15 protein-coding genes and 1 pseudogene are annotated in these 22,208 nt (G+C 65.7%); 8 read left to right on the top strand and 8 right to left on the bottom strand.

Annotated elements, in window-relative coordinates; genetic code table 11:
* Positions 1–20 precede the first annotated feature (20 nt).
* The 7 genes from OD750_RS20675 to OD750_RS20645 all read left to right on the top strand — a co-directional run bounded on the left by OD750_RS20675 (position 21) and on the right by OD750_RS20645 (position 12,016).
* Complete coding sequence (locus OD750_RS20675; protein WP_263540798.1) at positions 21–1,436, top strand: MBOAT family O-acyltransferase; 1,416 nt, start codon at positions 21–23, stop codon at positions 1,434–1,436.
* Positions 1,411–2,604, top strand: a complete 1,194-nt coding sequence (locus OD750_RS20670) for a hypothetical protein (RefSeq protein ID WP_263540799.1) — start codon at positions 1,411–1,413, stop codon at positions 2,602–2,604. The genes OD750_RS20675 and OD750_RS20670 overlap by 26 nt, the downstream gene beginning before the upstream one ends.
* Positions 2,605–2,905: 301 nt before the next feature.
* Positions 2,906–3,550: a dioxygenase family protein gene (locus OD750_RS20665; protein ID WP_263540800.1), complete on the top strand. Its 645-nt coding sequence runs from the start codon at positions 2,906–2,908 to the stop codon at positions 3,548–3,550.
* A gap of 383 nt (positions 3,551–3,933) precedes the next feature.
* The gene (locus OD750_RS20660) at positions 3,934–9,669 is read left to right on the top strand and encodes an FG-GAP-like repeat-containing protein (protein WP_272842098.1); all 5,736 of its coding nucleotides are present in this window, start codon (positions 3,934–3,936) and stop codon (positions 9,667–9,669) included.
* Positions 9,602–11,080 carry an RHS repeat-associated core domain-containing protein gene (locus OD750_RS20655; protein ID WP_272842097.1) on the top strand — a complete coding sequence of 493 codons (1,479 nt, stop codon included), beginning with the start codon at positions 9,602–9,604 and terminating at the stop codon, positions 11,078–11,080. The genes OD750_RS20660 and OD750_RS20655 overlap by 68 nt, the downstream gene beginning before the upstream one ends.
* Positions 11,077–11,463: a hypothetical protein gene (locus OD750_RS20650; RefSeq protein WP_263540802.1), complete on the top strand. Its 387-nt coding sequence runs from the start codon at positions 11,077–11,079 to the stop codon at positions 11,461–11,463. The genes OD750_RS20655 and OD750_RS20650 overlap by 4 nt, the downstream gene beginning before the upstream one ends.
* Positions 11,464–11,467: 4 nt before the next feature.
* The gene (locus OD750_RS20645; protein WP_272842096.1) at positions 11,468–12,016 is read left to right on the top strand and encodes an ankyrin repeat domain-containing protein; all 549 of its coding nucleotides are present in this window, start codon (positions 11,468–11,470) and stop codon (positions 12,014–12,016) included.
* A 139-nt stretch (positions 12,017–12,155) separates the two neighbouring features.
* Here the strand turns inward: OD750_RS20645 and OD750_RS20640 are convergent.
* The 7 genes and pseudogenes from OD750_RS20640 to OD750_RS20610 all read right to left on the bottom strand — a co-directional run.
* Positions 12,156–12,287, bottom strand: a pseudogene (locus OD750_RS20640) (DNA-binding response regulator); the annotation flags it as partial.
* Between the two features lie 367 nt (positions 12,288–12,654).
* Entirely contained in the window at positions 12,655–14,550 is a 1,896-nt protein-coding gene (gene dxs, locus OD750_RS20635) for a 1-deoxy-D-xylulose-5-phosphate synthase (RefSeq protein ID WP_263540804.1), read from the bottom strand.
* A gap of 141 nt (positions 14,551–14,691) precedes the next feature.
* Positions 14,692–15,285, bottom strand: coding sequence for an HNH endonuclease (locus OD750_RS20630; RefSeq protein ID WP_263540805.1), 594 nt, complete (start codon positions 15,283–15,285; stop codon positions 14,692–14,694).
* 151 nt (positions 15,286–15,436) lie between these two features.
* Positions 15,437–16,360, bottom strand: coding sequence for a right-handed parallel beta-helix repeat-containing protein (locus OD750_RS20625; RefSeq protein ID WP_263540806.1), 924 nt, complete (start codon positions 16,358–16,360; stop codon positions 15,437–15,439).
* Positions 16,361–16,588: 228 nt separating this feature from the next.
* Entirely contained in the window at positions 16,589–17,068 is a 480-nt protein-coding gene (locus OD750_RS20620) for a GNAT family N-acetyltransferase (RefSeq protein ID WP_263540807.1), read from the bottom strand.
* A gap of 135 nt (positions 17,069–17,203) precedes the next feature.
* The gene (locus OD750_RS20615) at positions 17,204–18,988 is read right to left on the bottom strand and encodes an acyl-CoA dehydrogenase C-terminal domain-containing protein (protein ID WP_263540808.1); all 1,785 of its coding nucleotides are present in this window, start codon (positions 18,986–18,988) and stop codon (positions 17,204–17,206) included.
* Positions 18,989–19,005: 17 nt separating this feature from the next.
* Positions 19,006–19,482, bottom strand: a complete 477-nt coding sequence (locus tag OD750_RS20610; protein WP_263540809.1) for a hypothetical protein — start codon at positions 19,480–19,482, stop codon at positions 19,006–19,008.
* Between the two features lie 187 nt (positions 19,483–19,669).
* Here OD750_RS20610 and recQ point away from each other — a divergent pair, with 187 nt between their 5' ends.
* Positions 19,670–21,508 (top strand): DNA helicase RecQ, encoded by a 1,839-nt coding sequence (gene recQ / locus OD750_RS20605; RefSeq protein WP_263541148.1) that lies wholly within the window; start codon positions 19,670–19,672, stop codon positions 21,506–21,508.
* Here the strand turns inward: recQ and OD750_RS20600 are convergent.
* Complete coding sequence (locus OD750_RS20600; RefSeq protein ID WP_263540810.1) at positions 21,469–22,140, bottom strand: hypothetical protein; 672 nt, start codon at positions 22,138–22,140, stop codon at positions 21,469–21,471. The two genes, recQ and OD750_RS20600, sit on opposite strands and share 40 nt — an antisense overlap.
* Positions 22,141–22,208 lie beyond the last annotated feature (68 nt).

Genomic DNA, 22,208 nt, shown 5'->3' with positions numbered 1-22,208 from the left:
CAACGAGGGGGGCGCGGGCCATGGTGTTCAACTCGCTGACGTTCGTCGTGTTCTTCGCGTGCGTGCTGGTGCTGCATCACCTGCCGCTGCCGTGGCGCACGCGCAAGATCAACCTCTTGATCGCGAGCTATCTGTTCTACGCGGCGTGGAATCCGCCGTTCGTCGCGCTCTTGTGGATCTCGACCGTCGTCGACTGGTACGCGGCAGTCGGGCTCGCGCGCGCGCAGCGCCCCTCGCACCGCCGCGCGTGGATGCTGCTGTCGGTCGTGGCGAACCTCGGCATGCTCGCGTACTTCAAGTACGGCGGATTCCTGCTCGAGAACTTCGGCGCGGCGCTGGCGCTCGCGGGCGTCGACTATCGCCCGCCCGCGCTCGACATCGTGCTGCCGGTCGGCATCTCGTTCTATACGTTCGCGACGATGTCGTACACGCTCGACATCTATCTGCGCCGCGCGGAACCGGCGCGGAATTTTCTCGACTACGCGCTGTTCGTGACGTTCTTCCCGCACCTCGTCGCCGGACCGATCATGCGGCCGACCGAGCTCGTGCCTCAGTTCGAAACGCCGCGCCGCGCGAGCGCGAACCCGCTGTGCTTCGGCCTCGCGCTGATGACTTTGGGATTGTTCCAGAAAGTGGTGATCGCCGACGGGTTTCTGTCGGGGCCGGTCGAGGAGGTCTACGACGGCATGCAGGCGCCCGGCGTGCTCGACGCGTGGGTGGCGACGCTCGCGTTCGGCGGCCAGATCTTCTGCGACTTCGCCGGCTATTCGACCGCGGCGATCGGCGCGGCGATGTGCCTGGGTTTCGCGATGCCCGACAACTTCCGCTTTCCGTACGCGGCGATCGGCTTTTCCGATTTCTGGCGGCGCTGGCACATCACGCTGTCGGCGTGGCTGCGCGACTATCTGTACATCCCGCTCGGCGGCAACCGGCACGGCGAGGCGCGCACGTATTTCGCGCTGATGGCAACGATGCTGCTCGGCGGCCTGTGGCACGGCGCGAGCTGGACGTTCGCGGTGTGGGGCGGCCTGCACGGACTGTATCTGTGCGCCGAGCGGTGGTTGAAAAAGGCGTTTGTGAACTATGTGCCGGGACCTCTGGCGCTGCTCGGGTTCGGCGCGCTCACATATTTTCTCGTCCACATCGCGTGGGTGTTCTTTCGCGCCAAGACGTTCGGCGACGCGCGGCGCGTGTTCGGCGGCCTGTTCGGGCTGAACGCGAACGCGGTGCCGATACTCGCGGCCGTCGACCTGATCGCGGTCGCGACGATCGTCGGCGGCATCGTCGCGACGCACTGGCTGATGCGCGCGCGCACGCTCGAAGCGCTGCTCGCACGCGTGCCGGCACCGGCGTTGACCGCGATCTGGGCGTGCCTCGCGTTTGCGATCGCCATCGAACAGGGAGAGGGCAGTGCCTTCATCTACTTCCAGTTCTGAGACGGCAAGTTCTGAGGCGGCGCTCGATGCGCGCGCGATCGTCGACCGGCCGGGCTTCGTGCGGCTCACGGCATCCGATCGCCCGGGCGTCGCGCAGCCCGTGCCCGAGCGCGAGATTCCGCAGCGGCCGTGGCCGGCGATGCTCGCGACGGCGGCGCTGATTTTCTGCCTCGCGCTCGGGGTGTGGGAATGGCGCATGCGCGCGATCGGGCTCGCGGCCGGCGACCTGGGCGACTCGCCGTCGGGCTGGGCGGAACAGCGGCGGCGCCTCGACGCGGGCGGCGTGCAGGTCGCGATCGTCGGCGATTCGCGCATTCTTTTCGGCACCGATCTCGACCGCTACGAGCGCGTCACCGGCGTGCGGCCGGTGCAGCTGGCGCTGCCGGGAACGAACGGGCGCTACCTGCTCGAGAACGTCGCGCATCACTCGTCGTTCGACGGCTTGCTGATCGTCGGCATTTCCGAAGTGCACTATTTCGGCAACCCGCCCGGCCGCGCCACCGACGCGCTCGCGCGCTATGCGTTCGAGTCGCCGTCGCAATGGTCGGGGCAGCAACTGTACGTGATGCTGTCGCGCGAACTCGCGTTTCTCGACGACAACTATCGGCTGAGCAAGCTGGTGCGGCGCCTCGACCACGGCTGGCGCGCCGGCGCGCGCGGCGAGTACGGCCGGCCTTGGAAGTTGTACACGATGACCGACGATCGTCAGGCGCGCATGTGGGCGCCGATCGAGCGGCCGGGATTTTTGCAGGACCATGCGCGCTACGCCTGGTTCGCGGCGCCGCCGAGAAAGCTCGACGACGCGGTGATCGCCTCGACGCAGCGCATCACGCGCGAGGCCGTCGCGGCGATTCGCGCGCGCGGCGGCGAGGTGGTCTTCCTGCGACCGCCGGCGTCCGGTCCGCTGCACGAAAAGCAGGTCGCGGCGCTGCCGCGTGCGCGCGGCTGGGATCCGCTGCTGCGCGACGCGGGCGTGCAAGGCGTCTATTTCGACGACGAGCCGGCGATGCGAGGGCTCGCGATTCCGGAGTATTCGCACGTCTCCGCGGCGTGCGCGACGGTCTACACCGACGCCTACGCGCGTGCGCTCGCGCGCCTGACGCCGCGCGTGAGCGTGCGTGCCGACGCGCCGCCGCCGTTGTCGCCGGCCGACTGCGCCGACCGATAGTGCGAACCGGTTGGCAGTCGGCGCGTGCGCGGCATCGCGCGTCGACCGGCGCGCAGCTCACGGACACGGACAGCGCGAATCCGGAAACTACGCCCCATGCCACATGGCTGGTGTGGCTGTCCGCCCGAGGCGCCGGGAAGCGCCGTGCACAGCGACCGCCGGGAGGCGGGCGCGGGCGGATCCCAAAAGGAAGTGCAAAGCCCCTCACAGGATGTGGGGGGCTGCTTTTTTTGTGTTCGGCGAAACGCGCGTATCGTCTGCGGCATTCGCTGCCGGTTCGGCAGCCAGCGGAGAGACGATCATGCAACGTACGTTCGCGTTGATCCTCGCGGTTTTCGCCATCGCCGCGCAGGCGCAGACCGCGCCGGGCGGCAAGGTACCCGTCGCCGGTTCCTGCGAAGGCTGCGAAGCCGTGTTCCAGGGACTGCCCGCGACGTTCGCCGCGCCCGCGCGCATCGCGCCGGCCGGCGAACCCGGCGAGCCGCTCGCGTTGTCGGGCGTCGTCACCGATCGCGCGGGCAAGCCGCAGGCGGGCGTCGTCGTCTACGCGTATCACACCGATCGCACCGGCATCTATCCGCGCGACGCGTCGCTGTCGGGCGCCGCCGCGCGTCACGGCCGCCTGCGCGGCTGGGCGCGCACCGACGATGCGGGCCGCTACGCGTTCGACACGATCCGCCCCGCGGCGTATCCGGGGCGTTCGATCCCGCAGCACGTGCACCTGCACGTGATCGAACCGGGGCGTTGCACGTACTACCTCGGCGACGTGCTGTTCGCCGACGATCCGCTGCTGACGCCGGCCTTGCGCGAGCGCGAGCGCAACGCGCCCGGCGGCGACGGCGTGGTGACGCCGAAGGGCGACGCGAAGGGCTGGACGGCGGCGCGCGATATCGTGCTCGGGCTCAATGTGCCGGAACATGCGGTATGCGGCGGTTCGTCACGCTGATTGTCGTCACGATGCCAACGCAAGCTACGCCGTGATCAACGCAACCGTGCCGCGTGAAGCCTCGGCCGCCTTTCGGAATATCTGGGACGTAAGCGCACCGACCCGTTCCCATTCGCCGCCGTAAAGCTCTAACGTACCTCTGCCGAGTTTGCAACGCGGCTCCACCTTAGTGCCTGCATTTCACAATGGCACAAAGGACGGTCTCGTCGCGACCTCGATGAAGCATGGAAGGCCTTGCTCATCGATTGCGATAGTGATCACGCTTTCTGCCGTTTTACGAACAAGGGATTCGCGGGCGCGTCGCCGCTCGAAGCAAACGTTTTGTTGCTCCGTTTTGCCGCTCTCATCGCCGAAGCGATGGAAGCAATACAAGGGGTCGTTGCATGAAGTCGTTCGTGACGTCCGATGCTGCTCGCGTTCCAGCCGGCAGCAGTTCAATTCGCGTGTCGGTCGTGCTGGCCGTGGCGATATTGTCCTTGATGGCCGGAGTCTGGAATCCGGTCCGGCGCGCGGAGGCGAGCGCGCTCTTGATAGGTTTCGAGGTCGGCAGCGACGACCCGCTGACGGCGTCGACCCCGTTGCCCCCGGCGACGGAACCCGTAGCCGCGCCTTTGGTTGCGACATCGATTCCTTCGCCCGATCCCGTTTCGGACAAGGTCGGTGCTTCGGTCGGCGAGTTTCGCGTCGACGAATCAGGACAGTTGTCGTACACAATGCCCATCTACGTACCCCCGGGTACGTCGGGGGTCGCGCCGAAAATCGCGCTGATCTACAACAGCCAGTCCGGCATGAGTCCGCTCGGCAAAGGTTGGAACCTCGCCGGCCTGTCGTCTATTACGCGGTGTCGCGCAACGCGGGAAGCCGGCGACTTCTTCGACGCGAACGGCAACCCGCTCGACGGCAACGCGCCGCCGGTGAACTTTTCCGCATCGGACAAGTTTTGCCTGGACGGCCAGCGACTCATCGCGATGAGCGGTGCCACGTACGGTGGGCCTGGAGCGGAGTATCGGCTCGAACTCGATCCGTTCACGCGTGTGTACTCGCGTGGCGGCGTCAATACGGCCGACGATACATATACCGGGCCACAGTATTTCGAGGTGCAACGCAAGGACGGTTCGACGAGCACATACGGCAATACGACGGACTCACGCCTGTTGCGCAACGGTTGCACCGGAGGCGCGGCGTGCGCGCAACGCGCGCTTACCTGGGCGCTGAACCGCATGGAGGACTCCACCGGCAACTACATCGACTACGTGTATGCGCTTTCGCCGGGCGGTGTCGACGCGTCGGGAGAACAGGTAATCTCGGCAATCCGATATACCGGCAAGCGTGTGCTGAGCGGTCAGGTCGGTACTGCAAAATCGCCCTATGCGCAGGCACGCTTCACCTATGACACGGTATCGACCGCCGAGCGCAGGATCGGATACCAGGCCGGTTCGCAGTTCACGCAGTCCCAGCGCCTGTCAGGCATCGTCGTCGAGGATCTGATCGATACGGGAACGCCGCGGGTACTGCGGCACTATCGACCGCAGTACGTCGCCTCGCCATCGCTGAGCGGATCATCTGTCTTGGCGTCGGTGCAGGAGTGTCGGGACGACTCTGCGAATGTTGTGTGCTATCCGCCCACGACTTTTGCGTGGTCGGCGGCGCAATACCGGTTCGACGTCGGCGCCGAGCAGACGCCGAGCGCCGCCAACTTCGCAAATCTAGCGAGCTTCAAGCTCGGGGACGTGGACGGCGACGGTCGTCTCGATATCGTCTGGTGGAAGAACAGCGACGGTTGCTTGAACGGCACGAGCAAGCTCTATGTCGGCTTTGCCGATCGGGCGAGCGGACAGATCAGCCTCGATACGCGTCCGACGAACCTGTGCGCGCCGCGCAATCTGCTCGACAACGACGATGCCTGGCAACTGATCGACTACAACGGCGACGGGCGCGACGACCTCATGCTGGCTGGCGCCGCTGGCGCGAACTGGATCGTTCGTCCGGCGACTGCCGGCGTCGGCAATCGCGCGACGCCGTTCAATCTCGCCGTCGACCTCCTCGCGAACGACGGGATAGCGATTGCTGTGCCGAGCGACGATTACCGTCGAGGCCAGCTTGCCGATTTCAACGGCGACGGACTGCTCGACTTCATGTACCCGGCGCAGATCGGCGGTTCGGCATCCTACGGTGCCATCCATGTGCGTTTCCTTGAGCGGTTGTCAGCAACCCGATATGGCTTCTCGGCGGCGCACCAACTGGATGCGCAATGGCTGTCGACGGATCCCTGCAGTTCGCAGACAGGCGGCGGCAACCCCGGCGATCTGATCGAGTGCTCGTTCGATTTCTTCTCGGTGCCGCGGACACGCGGTGGCCTGCTGGTCGAATTCAACGGCGACGGGCGTGCCGATATCCTGTTTCGCATCGCTCGCATCTATGAGCCGGGCGGCTCGATCGAGTCGGCCGGAACAAGCGGTGCCGTGTTCGCGAGCGACGAGATGCTCGCCGCGGTCACGCCGAATGTCGTACGACGTGATGCCTGGGGCGCGTTCGTCGCCGGCGAGCGGTTGCCGGCGCAGGGCTCGGCGCCGCCGCGATTCATTCTGCGGCAGATATGGCAGGAAGGAACCGCGGCCAACGGTGGTTCGCTGCCGTCGAACTCGACAGGCATGCGCCTTGCGGACTTCAACGGAGACGGTCTTACCGACCTGTTCTACAGCACGGCGGTTGCGGGCGAGTATCGCTACCGGCTCGGCACCGGGGTCGACTTCACACCGGCACAAAGCGTCACCGGCCTGACCTATGGCGCCGCGGCGCAGTTCGCGGATATCAACGGCGACAACGCCGCCGATCTTCTCGTGCCGTCGGGAGATACGTCCGGCGCTTTTCAGTTGCGTCGCTGGCAGACCGGTGCGTCCGGAACTTCGGGTAGCTTCGCGACGGCGACGGCGCTTCCCGGTGGCGGCGCGACCATCGGGCCACTCGCCAGTTGGACGCACCTCTTCGCCGATCTTGACGGCGACGGTGTCACCGATTTCGCGCGCCTCGAAGTGGCCGGCACCGGCGCCGCGAGTTCGTTCCTCTATACGAGTCGCGGCGGCGTGGGGCACCGCCATCGGCCGCGCGAAGTGATGACGCAGATCACCAACGGCTACGGCGCGGCGACAGTCGTCGATTACCAACCGCTGACCAATCGCGACGTTTACACGCGCGACAGCGGCTCGCGCGACAGTAAAGTCTGGGGGCGCGGTTCGCCGGTGCACGACGTGCTCGCGCCGATCTACGTCGTCGCGCAGGCGACATCGAGTGCGCCGCGCCTCGGATCTCCGAGCGCGACTAGTACCGTTCACTACCGCTACGCCGGCGCGAAGCTGCAAGGCGGCGGACGCGGGTTTCTCGGATTCCACAGCATCGTTACGTATGACAGCAACGACGCCGATGTCGACGACCCGCAGCACGTTTCGGTGCAGACACTGTATTTGCAGGAGTTTCCGTACATCGGCAGCGCACTCGCAACGACGAAGCGGGTGGGAACGTCGACATTCTCGCCGTCGGCATGCAATGGCGACATCGAAACGACGACGCGCAACTGCTTCTTCGATGTTGCAACTGGTGGTCCGGCCGATCCGATCGGCACGACGGTCAGCTTTGCAGGCAACGCTTGGGGCTGCATCGGAACAGGAGCGCCGAATATCTGCCCGGAACCCTGGGGCGCTGCGGGTCGTTGCCCGTTAACCAATACGCTCGAAGCGTTGCATGGCGAACTGCAGGCCGGGCCGCGGCGCTCGACCGCCGTCGAATTGCTCGGCGGGCGTCAGCAGCCGGTTTTTGCGTTCCTGCAAGGTTCGACCGAAATCAGCTACGACCTTGGCTCGAAGACATCCGTCGCGACCACGAACAATGTGATGTGCTACGGGGACGACTACGGCAACGCGACGAATACGATCACTGAAAACTATGAGGGCCTCGATTCGTCCGGCGTCCTTGCCGCGCGATCAGTGTCGACGCAGACCTATCTCAACGATTTGGCGGCGTGGCGCCTGGGTCGACTCGATGCGAGCAGCGTCGAGTTCGAGCGGCCAGGGCAAAACGCGCTGACGCGTTTCAGCAACTTTACATACGACCTCACGGGCGCCAAGACCGGCTTGCTGCTCAGTGAACGGGTGCAGAAAGACATCGGCGCGGACCAGGATCTGCGCACCCGGTACGTGCTCGACGAGTATGGCAACCGCACGATCGTATTCACATGCAGTAGCGACATCCCGTCATCCAGCTGCGACGGCGCCAGCGACGTCGCACTGGTAAAACAACGGCCGACCGCATCGAACGGCGATCCGACGATCTCGGCGCATCGGTACGTTCGCGCGGAGTACGATAACCGCGGCCGTTTCATGACTCGAATGCGTGCCCCGTATTTCAACGGTAGCGCGACAGGCAACCAGGCCATCGAACAAACGACGCGCGAAGTTCTCGAACGCAACGAGTTCGGCGACGTCAGCGCGGTATCCGACGCGAACGGTCGCCGGAGCGGTGCTGTTTTCGGCACTTTGGGCAGGCCGTACGTGCAATGGGCGCAGACTGGCGCCGACCTGACGGTGTACACGACTGCTGTCACCACACTGCGCTGGTGCCAGGGTGCGGGTCCCGCAAGCGAGCCGAAAGTTAGCTGCCCTGCGGGCGCGATTTTCCGTACGCAGATCGTCGGGGACGGCGCCGCGACGAGCTGGACGTATCACGATGTGCTTGGCCGTGAAACGCTCAAGGTTGCGCAAACCTTCAATCAAGGCGTCGCGGGCAAGGACTTGGCCGGCGCTTGTATCGCCTACGACGCGCATGGTCGGCCCGTGTCGCAAACAGAGCCGGGATTTCTGGATGGTTCCGGCGAACCGGATTTCGTCGCAAATGGATCGTTCTGCACAATGGGGCGGCCGAGCGCGAAGACCTACTACGATGTGCTCGGCCGTGTGACCGACGCCGTCGGTCCGGATCAGGCCACGGTTTCTACGCAATACAACGGCCTCGTCACGACCATCACCGACCCTCGAAGCAAGAGCACCGTGCAGACGCGCAACGCCCTCGGCGAAGTCGTTGCGACGCGCGATCCCGGCGCGACCGACGACCCTGGTGACGATCTCGTCGTCACGAACGAATACGGTGTCGCCGGCGATCTCGTCCGCGTCAAGCGCAATTCCGGCAACGGCGACATCTCGGACGAGGTCGTCTACGACGGCTTCGGTCGCAAGGTCAGTCAGACCGATCCCGACGGCGGCACACGAACCTACGCCTACAACGCGGCCGGGGAATTGATTCGCTCGACCGACGCGAAGGGTCAGGTGACGCGGCAGTATTTCGACGCGCTCGGCCGCCTGTGGAAGCGGTCTACAAGTGGTGGCTGCGCCAGCGACACGATTTTCTGCAACGGATTCGAAGACAGTCAAAGCACTATCGCGGTCGTTGACACCTATGTTTTCGACACCGCCGCGAATGGCGTCGGGCTGATCGCGTCGTCGGTTCGTGTCGAAGGTGGCGTCGAGACGTTCCGTCGTAGCCAGAGCTATGACGTCATCGGCCGGCCTTCGACGCGCAGCACGACGTTCGACAACACGGTATGGAGCGAAACGACGACTTACGACGCGCTTGGCCGGGTATGGACGCAGCAGGACGCGTCAGGGCAGATTCTGACATCGGTCTTCAGCAATCGCGGCTTCGTGCAGGCGCTCGACGACAGCCGCGTGGGCGGTGGTCGCCTCTATGAAGTCTTCGAGACCAACGCGCGCGGGCAGGTCGTGCGCGAACGTCGCGGCAACACCGGTGTGCTCGACACGGTCCGTTCTTACGATACGAACACCGGGCGCGTCGATACGATCTGTTCCGGGACGAATTGTGCGCTGCAGGACTGGAACTACGACTTCGATTCCAACGGCAACCTGACGCAGCGCATGCGCAACGCTCAGCGGTCGCCCACCCAGATCGATCGCGAAGAGTTCGCATACGACAACCTCAATCGCCTGGAGGACCGCGACGATTACGAGGCTTGGCGGAACGATGATGTCGGTCGTCGCGACGTCGATGACCTACGACAAGCTCGGCAACGTCTGCAACAAGGACGGCCAGGCATACACGTACTTCCAGCGTAGCGGTTGCGCCAACGCCAATAGCGGCGGCGGTGGCCCGCACGCCGTACAGGCCGTAGGCTCGACGAGCTACGGCTATGACGCGAGCGGCAACCAGTACTCCGCGAACGCGCCAGGCACCGCGAACGACCGCAGCGTAACCTTCGACGCGCAGAACCAGGTTACGCAGATCCGCGTCGGCGGCGCGAATCCGACCGCGACGACGACGTTCCGCTACGGCGCCGACGGCGCGCGGTACAAGCGTGTCGATTTGACCTCGCAGGGTCAGCGGACGACGCGGATCGTCGGCAGTGTCGAGGTCGTGACGCTCGAAGACAATACGACCGAGACGCGCCGATATCTCGGCGGCGTGGCGATCGACATCCTGCGTTCGACGACCAACCATGAAACGCGCTACGTCTTCGGCGATCACCAGGGATCGATCGACATCGTCGCGAGCGGCTCCGGCGCTGTGCTCGAAACCTTGAGCTACGGCGCGTACGGCGAGCGGCGCAATCCGTCGACATGGCAGGGCGCGCCGCCGACATTGCCGAGCGCGACGACGCGCGGCTATACGGGACATGAGCACGCCGACGGTGTTGGCCTGATCCACATGAACGGTCGTATGTACGATCCGAAAATTGGCCGGTTCATCCAGGCCGATCCGATGATCGACGCCGGTACGCAGGGGCTCAATCGCTACAGCTACGTGCTCAACAATCCGCTGACGCTGACAGATCCGACGGGAAATCTCTCGCTCGGCGGCTGGTTGAGGGTGATCGCGGCAATCGTGATTACGATCTACACGGGAGGAGCCGCCGCACCATATTTCGCAGCCGGCGGCGCAGGTGTCTGGACAGGCGTAGCAATTGTCGCGGCAGGTGGATTCGCTGCCGGTGTCGTCCAGACAGGAACATTGCAAGGTGGGTTGTACGGTGCGTTCTCTGCTGCGTTGTTCGCGGGCATCGGCTACGGCTTTCAGCAATATGGAACCACGGGTCACTTTGCAGGATCGAATTTCGGCGCCGGAACTTACGCGGCCAAGGTGCTCGCGCACGGTGTAGCGGGCGGAGTGATGAACTCGCTGCAGGGGGCAAGTTCGGGCATGGCTTCTTCAGCGCGGGGGTGTCGCAGGCGGTTGGAGGGGAGATTGATCGGCTCGATGCCAGGAATGCGGGCTTCAGTCTGTCACGCACGGTTGCTGCAGCTGTCGTTGGCGGGACGGTATCGGCGGCGACGGGCGGGAAGTTCGGTAATGGTGCGGTTACGGGAGCGTTTTCGCGAGCTTTTAACGATGAGTTGCACGCAAGCTTCTCGAACGGCTTTGACGGCGATGTCGAAGAAGTCCGAAAAAGAATTGGAAGCGTCGCGGAAGATAATATTGGTAGTGCCAATTGGGACTCACGCAATGCGCGAGGACCCTATGGAAAAATGACTAATAAATGCAATCTGTTTATTCACGAGGTTTTGGATGCGGCAGGTGCAGATATCCCCTATATGAATGGCGGGTTGCTCTACAACTGGTTCGGCATCGGTAGCCCCGAATACCCGGTGCTTGCCGGTCAGTGGGCGGATCGCAACTTCAAGATACCGGGCTGGACCATTGTTGAATCTCCGCAAGCAGGTGATATAGGGGCCATGTCGTTGCCTTTTCGGGACGCAACTGGTCACGTCGGAATTATTGCGAACGGGTCGGGCGGAGGTTTTTTAACGATTAGCGCGAGCTCTGTTTCCCACTCGGTCGTAAAGAATGATTGGGGTTTTCGCAATGATGGATGGAAGCTGATATATCGTCGATACACTGGTGAGGGAAAATAGTGTTATGAGGAAATTCTTGTCGTTATCGATTGTTGTCGCGTGCGCCGCATGTTCGAACCCCCAAGAAGACGCAGCTCGTGTTGTCTATGAGGGTGATCCGGTTGAGGTTGCGAAATTGATTAAAAAAGGAACGCCTGCTAACTTGCGTGTCTACGGAAAGCCTCTCATCGTCATTGCCTTTGAAGGCAGAGGAGAAAATTGGAAAGACACGGCATCCATACTTCTCGACAATGGGGCCGATATAAATGCCGGGTCGGAGTCGGGTGACAACGCCTTGTTGGTGTCGGCAATGTGGGCTCATGAAGAAGCCGTTGAGTACCTTCTCTCGCGAGGAGCGGACGCTGCCGTCAGATCTCACGACGGAAAAAACGCACTTCTGTTGCTTGGCTTTGATGGCGAACAAGAGAAGCTGCTTCGAATTGCAAAATTGCTTGTGGAAAAGGGTGCCGACCCTTGTTCGTCCGAACAGAACGGGACGACCCCCGCAAAGCATGCGCGGGAGATGGGTATGAGCTTGGCGGCGGAGTATCTCGCGCAACTCTGCTCGAATTAAACACGGCTGACGAAATTGCACCCGCAGCTGAACCGTAACGTGCAAGGGCGATCTCGGTAAATGGTGCCGATACGGGGAGCAGAAAACCGTGTGCGCCGGCGTCGATCGCGCGCAGAGCGAGGCCCGGGTCGTCGAACGTGGTCATGAGGATCACCGATGGTGTGCGCTCGACGCCGCATGGGCGTTCGCACAAGCCGGAGCCGTCCAGGTGCGGCATGCGCACGTCACACAGCACGATGTCGACCGCGACGTTTGTGAGGGCGTCGAGCAGTGCTTCGACATCGTCGACTTCGGCGAAGACGGCGAATCGCGTGAGGCCGCCTGAGCAATGCGACGAGGTCGCCGCGCACGACCGCTGGTCGTCGCCGAGCGCGACGCGGGCGCGATCACGGCGGCAGTCACGCCTTCAGAAGAACGGTCAATACCCCTTAAGCGCTACTAGTCAAAAATAGAGACTGACGTTCCTGCCCTGATCGTCGACGCGCGGCGGCACCTGGCGTTCGTGTCGCGCAGCGACACAGGCCGCAGCCTTTTGCAGCTGGGCCTGTTCGTGCTGTTCGACAAGATCGGCTGGCGCAGCCATCACCAGCGGCTGCACCGGTTGATGATCACGGCGTTGAGGAGACGCCGCCTGAGTCCTAGACCGCGCTGCGCAATTCGGCCGGCGCCGGTTGAAACTGCGGCCAGCGCGCGAGCACCGCGGCGCGAATGCCGTTCTTGTCGACGCCGCTGTGCGCGAGCAGTTCTTCGCGGCTGCCGTGGTCGAGGAACGCGTCGGGCAGGCCCAGGTGCAGGATCGGCAGCGTCGCGCCTTCGGCGTTGAAGAACTCGGCGACCGCGGAACCCGCGCCGCCCTGGATCGCGTTGTCTTCGACGGTGACGAACGCCGTGTGCGTGCGTGCCAGCTCGCGCAGCAGTTCCTCGTCGAGCGGTTTGACGAAGCGCATGTTGACGAGCGTCGCGCCGAGTTCGAGCGCGACCGCGTCGGCGGCCGCGACCGTCGCGCCGAACGCGAGCAGCGCAAGGCCCGTGCCGCGGCGGCGCACTTCGGCCTTGCCGATCGGCAGCGTGGTCAGTTCGGGTTCGATCGCGACGCCCGGGCCGGTGCCGCGCGGATAGCGCACGGCGGCCGGGCCGTCGTAGGCGAGGCCGGTCGTGAGCATGCGGCGGCATTCGTTTTCGTCGGACGGCGCCATCACCACCATGTTCGGAATGCAGCGCAGATACGACAGGTCGAAGCTGCCGGCGTGCGTCGCGCCGTCCGGGCCGACGACGCCCGCGCGGTCGATCGCGAACGTGACGTCGAGATTCTGGATGGCCACGTCGTGGATCAGCTGGTCGTACGCGCGCTGCAGAAATGTTGAATAGATCGCGACGACCGGTTTGGCGCCTTCGCAGGCCATGCCGGCCGCGAGCGTCACGGCGTGCTGCTCGGCGATGGCCACGTCGAAGTAGCGCCGCGGGTATTCCTGCGAGAAGCGCACGAGGCCCGAGCCTTCGCGCATCGCCGGCGTGATGCCGTACAGGCGCGGCTCGGCCGCGGCCATGTCGCACAGCCAGTCGCTGAAGACGTCGGTATAGGTCGGCTTGCCGGGCGCCTTCTTCGTCACGCCCTTGACCGGGTCGAACGGGCCGACGGCGTGGTACTCGATCTGCTCGCGCTCGGCCGGCGCGTAGCCCTTGCCCTTCGTCGTGACGACGTGCAGCAGCTGCGGGCCCTTGAGTTCCTTGACCGTGCGCAGCGCGTGCAGCAGCGCCGGCAGGTCGTGTCCGTCGATCGGGCCGGTGTAGTGGAAGCCGAGCTCCTCGAACAGCGTCGACGGCACGAACATGCCCTTGACGTGTTCTTCCCAGCGCTTGATGAAGCGCCACAGGAAGCCGCCGCGCGGCATCGCGTTCTTGGCGCGGTCGCGCAGCCAGTTCAGGCGCCGGCTCGACAACAGGCGCGCGAGCATCTTGCTCATCGCACCGACGTTTTCGCTGATCGACATGCCGTTGTCGTTGAGCACGACCAGGAGGTCGGGCTCGACGTCGCCGCCGTGGTTCAATGCCTCGAACGCCATGCCGGCGGTCGCGGCGCCGTCGCCGATCACCGCGACGACGCGGCGCGGATCGCCCTTGCGCTGGGCGGCGATGGCCATGCCGAGCGCGGCCGAGATCGACGTCGACGAATGGCCGACGCCGAACGTGTCGTACGGGCTTTCCTCGCGGCGCGGAAACGGCGCGAGGCCGTCCTTCTTCTTGACCGTGGTGATGCGGTCGCGGCGGCCGGTCAGGATCTTGTGCGGGTAGCACTGGTGGCCGACGTCCCAGACGAGGCGGTCCTGCGGCGTCTCGAACAGATAGTGCAGCGCGACGGTCAGCTCGATCACGCCGAGGCCGGCACCGAAATGGCCGCCCGACGTCGCCACCGACTCGATCAGGTAGTTGCGCAGCTCGCGCGCGAGATCCGGAAGTTCGGCGTCGCCCAGAAGGCGCACATCGGCCGGAGAGTTGATGCGGGAGAGGCGCGGGTAGCGCTCCTGATTGATCATTGCAGGCGTTCCAGACGTCAGGCGCTTATTTTCGGCCAGTGTCGGGGCCGCGGCAAGGAACGCGACGTGGCGAAAAGCGGGCAGAACGCGCCGACGGCCGCGCCTGGCGGCCTGAACGGCACGTCACGGGCAGGCGACCGGCTATTGCGGTCGCCGGTGTTTCGGCAGATGGCCGACGAGAAATTCCATCTGGTCGGCGAGGATGTTCCTGTTCGACAGGATCAGGTGCTCGACCCAACTCGGCCGGTACGGTACGGCCAGGAGCGGCATCAGCGCCTGCGTCGGCGTGCGGCTGCCCTTGCGGACGTTGCAGTGCAGGCATGCGCAGACGACGTTTTCCCAGTCGTCGCGACCGCCCTTGGACAACGGCAGCACGTGATCGCGCGTGAGCTGCGTCTTGTGGAAATGCTGCCCGCAGTACATGCACAGGTGATGGTCGCGGGCGAACAGCGCGGCGTTCGTCAGCGCGGGCGCGGGTTCGAACGAGCCCGGCCGGGCGTGGCCGCGGCTGGCGACGATCGGGTGCAGGTCGAGCAGCGTCTGCGTGCCGGTGAGCCGGCTCATGCCGCCGTGGATCGTCAGGCACGGATCGCCGAGCGTCCAGGCGACGGCGCCGCGGACATAGAGACAGACGGCATCCTGCCAGCTCATCCAGTCGAGGATGCGCCCGGTCGAGTCGAGCGAGAGCACGCGCGTCGAATGGATGTCGCCGTTGGTGCGGATAGCTCCCAGCATTCAGTCCTCCGTTCACGCCAAACGCGAAACGGGCGTTCCTGCCGCCGTAACTCCCTGATTGCGCGCGGGAGCATAGCGGAAATGCGGGATGCGTGGGAGTCGCTGTGCCGGCCGCGCCCGGTACGCGGGCGCGGCCGGCACGACGAAGCGGTTACTGCGTGGCCGTCGGGGCCGCCGTCGGCGCGCCCGGCGTCGTGTTGCCGGCGTTGCGATTGTCGCCGAACGTGAAGATCTGGCCGCCGATGGCGGTCAGGCCCGTGCCGTTGCCGAAGATCGCGGTGCGCGAGAGCGTGATCTGGCCGGAGCTGACCGCACCGACCGCCGCGCCCGGGTTGTTCGTGAGCACGGAGTTGTCGACGAACATCACGGCGCCGTTGCCGGTCGCCTGCACGCCGAAGAGGTCGTTGTTGCCGATCATGGTGTCGCGCACGGTGACCTTGCTCGGTGCGGCCGCCTTGACGCCGAACAGGTTGCGCGTCAGGCGCGACTTTTCGACGATCGCGTTGGCCGAACCGCCGACGGCCGGCGTGACCGAGATCGCGCCGCCGTTGACCGCGTTGGCGGCGCCGTGGATGTCCGACTCGACCACGGTCAGCGTCGAGGCGCCGGTCGGGCTGAAGTCGATGCCCTTCTGGGTCACGCCGTTGATGACGCAGCGTTCGACCGTCAGGCTCTTGCCGGCGATGTAGCGGATGCCGTTGAGGCCGGTGCCGGCGCCGTCGATCGACAGGCCGCGCAGCACGACGTTGTCGTTCACGCCCGCGTTGACGATGACGCCGTTCGTGCCGGCGCTGAGCACGCCGGCGAGCTGGCCGTCGGTCTCGATCGTGATCGACTTGGTGATCGTGACGGCGCCGAAGCCGCCCGGGTCGAGCACGCTGATGACGCCGGACGCCGCGGTCTTGGAGATCGCGCCCGCAAACGTCTTGCACGGGGCGGTGCGGCTGCAGGGGTTGGCATCGTCGCCGACGCCCGACACCCAGGTGCGCGTCGCCTGCGCATAGGCTTGCGTCGAGAACAGCGCGAACAGCAACAGGGCCGCGACCACGCGACCGGTGCTTGCGAGAAGCTTCATGATTTATCCCCCACTCTTTTGAGATGAGCCAGCCCACGGACGGCAATGGAATGAGAACTCCATCACATCCGGAACAAAGCGTAAGAACGCCGGCACGGCTATTACCCGAACATCGCCGGCTTCCGTCCGGCGCCGGGAATTGTAGCCGGCGTGCGTGAAGAAGCCGCCACGATTTCGTGACTAACGCGACCGCGGGATCGCGAACCGGCCGAAATCCGGGGTCGAGGGCTATTTCACCGGCTTGACCATGCGCAGCAGCTCGACGCCGTAGCCCTGTGCGGCGTACAGCTCGCGGGCGCGGGCGTTGCCTTCGAACACCGACAGCGTGACGAAGCGGCAGTGATGCTCGCGCGCCCAGCGTTCGCTGTAGGCGAGCAGCGCGCGGCCGACGCCCTTGCCGTCGTGGCCCGGCGTGACCGCCAGGTCGGAAATATGGCAGTTCTGCGCGCCGGTGAAGAAATCGGTCACCGTCTGCAGGTGCAGAAAACCCACGCGCTCGCCGTCGTCGTCCTCGGCAACGAACAGGTGCGAACCGGCCGGCTGCTCGCGCAGGTGCCGCGCGATATCGCGGCGTATGCCCTCGGCGGTTTCGCCTTTGCGCCGCCAGCGGGGCAGCTCGAAACTCACGAAACGATCGACCAATCCCAGGATGAAATCGTCGTCGCCGGCGTCGGCGAGACGGATATGAATGCCTGACTCGGCTTCCATGGTCCTCGTTCCGCAAGATCGTGTGTTGCGAAATTAGCGGAAGCCGGGGGCGCAGTTCCAGCCCCTCGGCGGAGACCGCCGGGCGGAAGGGTCCGTCCGGCGGCTGCGCGGTACGTTTCGGCCGTGGCGAGCCGTTTAGCCGAACAGCGCGTCCGGCATCGCCATCAGGCTGTCGGCGCCCGCGCGGATCGCCGCGAGGTGGCCGCGCGTGCGCGGCAGGATGCGCGAATAGAAGAACCGCGCGGTCAGGCGTTTGCTGTCCTTGAATTCGGCCGGATGCGCCGACGCGTCGGCCGCGACGACGCTGCGCGCCCAGAAATACGCGAGGCTGATATAGCCCGCGTAGAACAGGTAGTCGACCGCCGCGGCGCCCATTTCGTCGGCGTTGCCCATCGCCTTCTTGCCGATTTCCTGCGTCAGGCCGATCCACTCCTGGGTCAGTTCGGCCAGCGGCTTGATGAATTCGATGACGTTCGCGTTCGCCTGCTGCGCATGGCAGAACCCGCTGATTTCCTCGACGAAATGGCGCAGGCCCGCGCCCTGCAGTTGCATGATCTTGCGGCCGAGCAGGTCGAGCGCCTGGATCTGCGTCGTGCCTTCGTAGATGGTCGTGATGCGCGCGTCGCGCGCGAACTGCTCCATGCCCCATTCGGCGATATAGCCGTGTCCGCCGAAGATCTGCACGGCGCAATACGTCGTTTCCTGCGCGGCTTCGGTCAGCAGCGCCTTGACGATCGGCGTGATGAAGCCGAGGAGTTCGTCGGCCTTCCGGCGCTCGGCCGCGTCTTCGCTGCGTTCGATCACGTCGACCAGCGTCGCGGCGTAGTAGCCGAGCACGCGGCCGCCTTCGGCGAACGCCTTCTGCGTGAGCAGCATGCGGCGGATGTCCGGATGCACGATCAGCGGGTCGGCCGGCTTGTCCGGGCGCTTGGGGCCGGTCAGCGCACGCATCTGCAGGCGGTCGCGCGCGTACGCGAGCGAGTTCTGGTAGGCGCGTTCGGTCAGCGCGAGGCCCTGGTAGCCCACGGCGATGCGTGCGGTGTTCATCATGGTGAACATCGCGTTCAGGCCCTTGTTCGGCTGGCCGATGAGATAGCCCTCGGCGCCGTCGAAGTTCATCACGCAGGTGGCCGACGCCTTGATGCCCATCTTGTGCTCGATCGAGCCGCACGCGAGCGCGTTGCGGTCGCCCATGACGCCGTCGCGCGACACCTTGAACTTCGGCACGATGAACAGCGAAATGCCTTTCGTGCCGGCCGGCGCGTCCGGCAGGCGCGCGAGCACGAGGTGCACGATGTTCTCGGTCAGGTCGTGCTCGCCCGCGGTGATGAAGATCTTCGTGCCGGTGATGCGCACCGTGCCGTCGGCGGCCGGCTCGGCCTTGGTCTTGAGCAGGCCGAGGTCGGTGCCGCAATGCGGTTCGGTCAGGCACATCGTGCCGGTCCAGCGGCCCGAGACGATGGGCTTCAGGAACACTTCGCGCTGCCATTCCTCGCCGTGCTGCTTGAGCGCCTCGCTCGCGCCGTGCGACAGCAGCGGGAAGTTCGCCCACGACAGGTTCGCCGAATCGAGCATTTCCTTGATCGGGGCGCCGAGCGTTTCGGGCATGTGCTGGCCGCCGTACTGCTCGGGCGCGTTGAGCGCGGCCCAGCCGCCGTCGACGAACTGCGCGTAGGCCTCCTTGAAGCCCTTGGGCGTGGTCACCACGCCGTCGGCGAAGTGGCAGCCTTCGGCGTCGCCGGCCTGGTTGAGCGGCGCCAGCACGGTCTGCGCGAAGCGCGCCGCCTCGTCGAGCACCGCGTCGACGACGTCGCGCGTCGCCGCGTCGCCGCCCGGCAGGCGGGCGAACAGCGCGTCGGCGCCGAGCACGTCGTAGAGCGCAAAGCGCATGTCGGTCAGCGGTGCGGCGTACTTGCTCATGATCTGTACCAGTCCGTTTATCGATAGGTGTTGGGAACGCCCGGCACGGGATCGAGCCGGCTCGCATGGTCGAAGTTGAAACGCTTGTCCGGCGCGGTGATCTGGATGCTGCCGGTCAGCTTGTAGGCGACGCCGCTGCCCGGCGCGGCCTTGAGCGCTTCGCGCGCGCCGCTCGTGGGCGACACCGTCGCGTGCACGACGTCGGCGTTCTGGCCCGGAATTTCGAGATTCACCGGCACGTACAGCGAGCCGGCGTTGATCTCCTGAACCTGCATCTGCGCCTCGATCGTGCCGAACGTCATCGGCACCGTGCTGTAGTTCTGCACGCGCAGTTCGAGTTCCCAGCGTCCGTCGGGCAGCACGCGCATCTGCTGCACGCTCGCGGACGGCGGGTTGATGCGCTTGGGCAGGCCGCCGGTGCCGCCGCCGCAGGCGGCGACGAGACTGGTCAAGGCGATGGCGAAGGCGAACTTGGCGACGCGGGAGAGGTTCATACGGTCCTCAAACGACTGTTTGAAATGTACCAGAAGGTGGGAAAAAGGGCATCTTGCCCGCCCGAGCGCCGCGGTCCGCGGCGACGTGCGAAGAATCGACCGCGCCCCGGACCGATGCAAGCGACGAACGCTGCGTATGTCGCGCGTTCGCCTCGACGCCGTCGGTCGCGTTCTTTACCATCGCCGGATGACGAGCACCACGACGCAGGACGCGCACGCGATCTTGAAATCGGTTTTCGGTTACGACCGATTCCGTCCCGGCCAGGAAGACATCGTCGCGAATCTCGCGGCCGGCAACGATTGTCTCGTGCTGATGCCGACCGGCGGCGGCAAGTCGCTGTGCTATCAGATTCCCGCGCTGCTGCGCGACGGCACCGCGATCGTCGTGTCGCCGCTGATCGCGCTGATGCAGGACCAGGTCGACGCGCTCACGCAGCTCGGCGTCGCCGCGGCGTTCCTGAACTCCTCGCAGGACGCGATGACGCAGCGCGACGTCGAACGCCGCCTCGCGAGCGGTCAATTGAAACTGCTTTACGTCGCGCCCGAGCGCCTCCTGACCGAACGCATGCTCGAGCAGATCGACCGCCTGCCGATTTCGCTGTTCGCGATCGACGAGGCGCACTGCGTATCGCAGTGGGGTCACGACTTCCGCCCGGAATACCGCGGTCTGAACCTCTTGCACGAACGCTACCCGAACGTGCCGCGCATCGCGCTGACGGCGACGGCCGACGAGCCGACGCGGCGCGAGATCGTCGAACGCCTCGCGCTCGACGACGCGCGCCGGTTCGTCTCGAGCTTCGACCGGCCGAACATCCGCTACAGCGTCGTGCAGAAGGACAACGCGCGCCGCCAGCTCAAGGATTTCCTGGTGCGGCATCGTGGAGAATCCGGCATCGTATACTGCCTGTCGCGGCGCAAGGTCGACGAGACCGCGGCGTGGCTCGTCGACGAAGGCGTCGACGCGCTCGCGTACCACGCCGGCATGGAGCAGGCGCAGCGCGCGCGGAACCAGCAGCGCTTCCTGCGCGAAGACGGCATCGTCATGGTCGCGACGATCGCGTTCGGCATGGGTATCGACAAGCCCGACGTGCGCTACGTCGCGCATCTGGATCTGCCGAAGAGCATGGAAGGCTACTACCAGGAAACCGGCCGCGCCGGCCGCGACGGCCTGCCGTCCGAGGCGTGGATGTGCTACGGGCTCGGCGACGTCGTGACGATGAGCCAGATGATCGCGCAGTCCGAATCCGGCGAAGAGCGCAAGCGCGTCGAACGCGCGAAGCTCGAAGCGCTGCTCGGCTACGCCGAAGCGACGCGCTGCCGCCGCCAGGTGCTGCTCGCGTACTTCGGCGAGACGCGCGACGAGCCGTGCGGCAACTGCGACGTCTGCCTCGATCCGCCGCAGACGTGGGACGCGACGCAGGCCGCGCAGAAGGCGCTGTCGGCCGTGTACCGCACCGGCCAGCGCTTCGGCGTCGCGCACGTCGTCAACGTGCTGCGCGGGCAGGATGAGGAACGCATCCGCAACCTCGGCCACGACCGGCTCACGGTCTACGGCATCGGCGCCGATCTCGACGAGAAGCAGTGGCGCGGCGTGTTCCGCCAGCTCGTCGCGATGGGTTTTCTCGCGGCCGACCACGAAGGCTTCGGCACGCTGCGCCTGACCGACGCGGCGCGCGCGGTGCTCAAGGGCGGGCTGACCGTGCGCATGCGCCGCGAGGCCGATCGCGCCGAACGCCGCGCGCAGCGCAGCGCCGGCCGCAAGGAAGGCCGCGCGCCGCGCGAACGCAACAGCCTGGAAATCACGGCCGACGAACAGCCGCTGTGGGACGCGCTGCGCGCGACGCGGGCGCGGCTCGCGAAAGACCAGAACGTGCCGGCGTACGTGATCTTCCACGACGCGACGCTGCTCGACATGCTGCGCGAGCACCCGACGTCGATGCGCGAACTCGGCGGCATCTCGGGCGTCGGCGCGACGAAGCTCGAGCGCTACGGCGAGGCGTTTCTCGCGGTGCTGACGGCGCCGTAATATTTCGCCAGCGCCCAGTGCGTCGGCGCGAACACGACGAGCGGCAGACCGAGATACAGCATCGCGAGCCATGCCCATTGCGGCATCAGCGTCTGCGCCGCGTTGTCGTCGAAGCCGTAGACGTAGTTGATGTTGACCGGCACGTTGGGATTCGCCGGGTCCGGCGGCGGCCCCGGCAGCAGCCAGTAGCACACCGTGATCAGCACCCACGCGATCAGCGTCCAGGCCGCGAACGCGCGGCGGTCGTAGCCGACGCGCGCGACGAGATACAGGAGCACGAACGGCAGCCACAGGTGGAACGACGACAGGCCGCGCGCGAACAGCGCGATGCCGTCGTTGAACATGTACGACGTCATGCCGAGCAGCGGATGGCCGAGCATCGTCGCGAAGAAATCGACGCACCACACCGCCTGCGGAAAGATCAGGCCGACCGCCGGAATCGACGCTGCGAGCGGCGACTCGGTCCACAGCGCCGCGAGCGTCAGGAACATCGCGACGTCGCAGAAGTACAGAAAGTTCGTCGGTCCGTATGTGATCCAGTAGAACGGCACCATCACCGCCATGAACGCGGTGAACGCGAGTTTCAACCCTAGCGGAATTCGCGCCGGTGCGGCGCCGACCATCGCGGACATCGTCATCCCCCTGCAACCGGACCGCAATGTACGCGGCACCGTCGGGCGCTGGCAATCCGCCGAAACGT

Source organism: Tahibacter soli, from assembly GCF_025717065.2.
Lineage (GTDB): Bacteria > Pseudomonadota > Gammaproteobacteria > Xanthomonadales > Rhodanobacteraceae > Tahibacter > Tahibacter soli.
The sequence above is the reverse complement of the archived record's forward strand: the minus strand, read 5'-3'. Positions and strand labels throughout refer to the sequence as shown.

What these genes read in the sequence shown, in the direction of transcription:
- OD750_RS20660 (WP_272842098.1), top strand. Translation starts at nt 3,934, where the DNA reads ATGAAGTCGTTCGTGACGTCCGATGCTGCTCGCGTTCCAGCCGGCAGC.
- OD750_RS20625 (WP_263540806.1), bottom strand. Translation starts at nt 16,360, where the DNA reads ATGAAGCTTCTCGCAAGCACCGGTCGCGTGGTCGCGGCCCTGTTGCTG.
- OD750_RS20620 (WP_263540807.1), bottom strand. Translation starts at nt 17,068, where the DNA reads ATGGAAGCCGAGTCAGGCATTCATATCCGTCTCGCCGACGCCGGCGAC.
- dxs (WP_263540804.1), bottom strand. Translation starts at nt 14,550, where the DNA reads ATGATCAATCAGGAGCGCTACCCGCGCCTCTCCCGCATCAACTCTCCG.
- OD750_RS20630 (WP_263540805.1), bottom strand. Translation starts at nt 15,285, where the DNA reads ATGCTGGGAGCTATCCGCACCAACGGCGACATCCATTCGACGCGCGTG.
- OD750_RS20655 (WP_272842097.1), top strand. Translation starts at nt 9,602, where the DNA reads ATGACCTACGACAAGCTCGGCAACGTCTGCAACAAGGACGGCCAGGCA.
- recQ (WP_263541148.1), top strand. Translation starts at nt 19,670, where the DNA reads ATGACGAGCACCACGACGCAGGACGCGCACGCGATCTTGAAATCGGTT.
- OD750_RS20650 (WP_263540802.1), top strand. Translation starts at nt 11,077, where the DNA reads ATGACTAATAAATGCAATCTGTTTATTCACGAGGTTTTGGATGCGGCA.
- OD750_RS20600 (WP_263540810.1), bottom strand. Translation starts at nt 22,140, where the DNA reads ATGTCCGCGATGGTCGGCGCCGCACCGGCGCGAATTCCGCTAGGGTTG.
- OD750_RS20645 (WP_272842096.1), top strand. Translation starts at nt 11,468, where the DNA reads ATGAGGAAATTCTTGTCGTTATCGATTGTTGTCGCGTGCGCCGCATGT.
- OD750_RS20665 (WP_263540800.1), top strand. Translation starts at nt 2,906, where the DNA reads ATGCAACGTACGTTCGCGTTGATCCTCGCGGTTTTCGCCATCGCCGCG.
- OD750_RS20610 (WP_263540809.1), bottom strand. Translation starts at nt 19,482, where the DNA reads ATGAACCTCTCCCGCGTCGCCAAGTTCGCCTTCGCCATCGCCTTGACC.
- OD750_RS20675 (WP_263540798.1), top strand. Translation starts at nt 21, where the DNA reads ATGGTGTTCAACTCGCTGACGTTCGTCGTGTTCTTCGCGTGCGTGCTG.
- OD750_RS20615 (WP_263540808.1), bottom strand. Translation starts at nt 18,988, where the DNA reads ATGAGCAAGTACGCCGCACCGCTGACCGACATGCGCTTTGCGCTCTAC.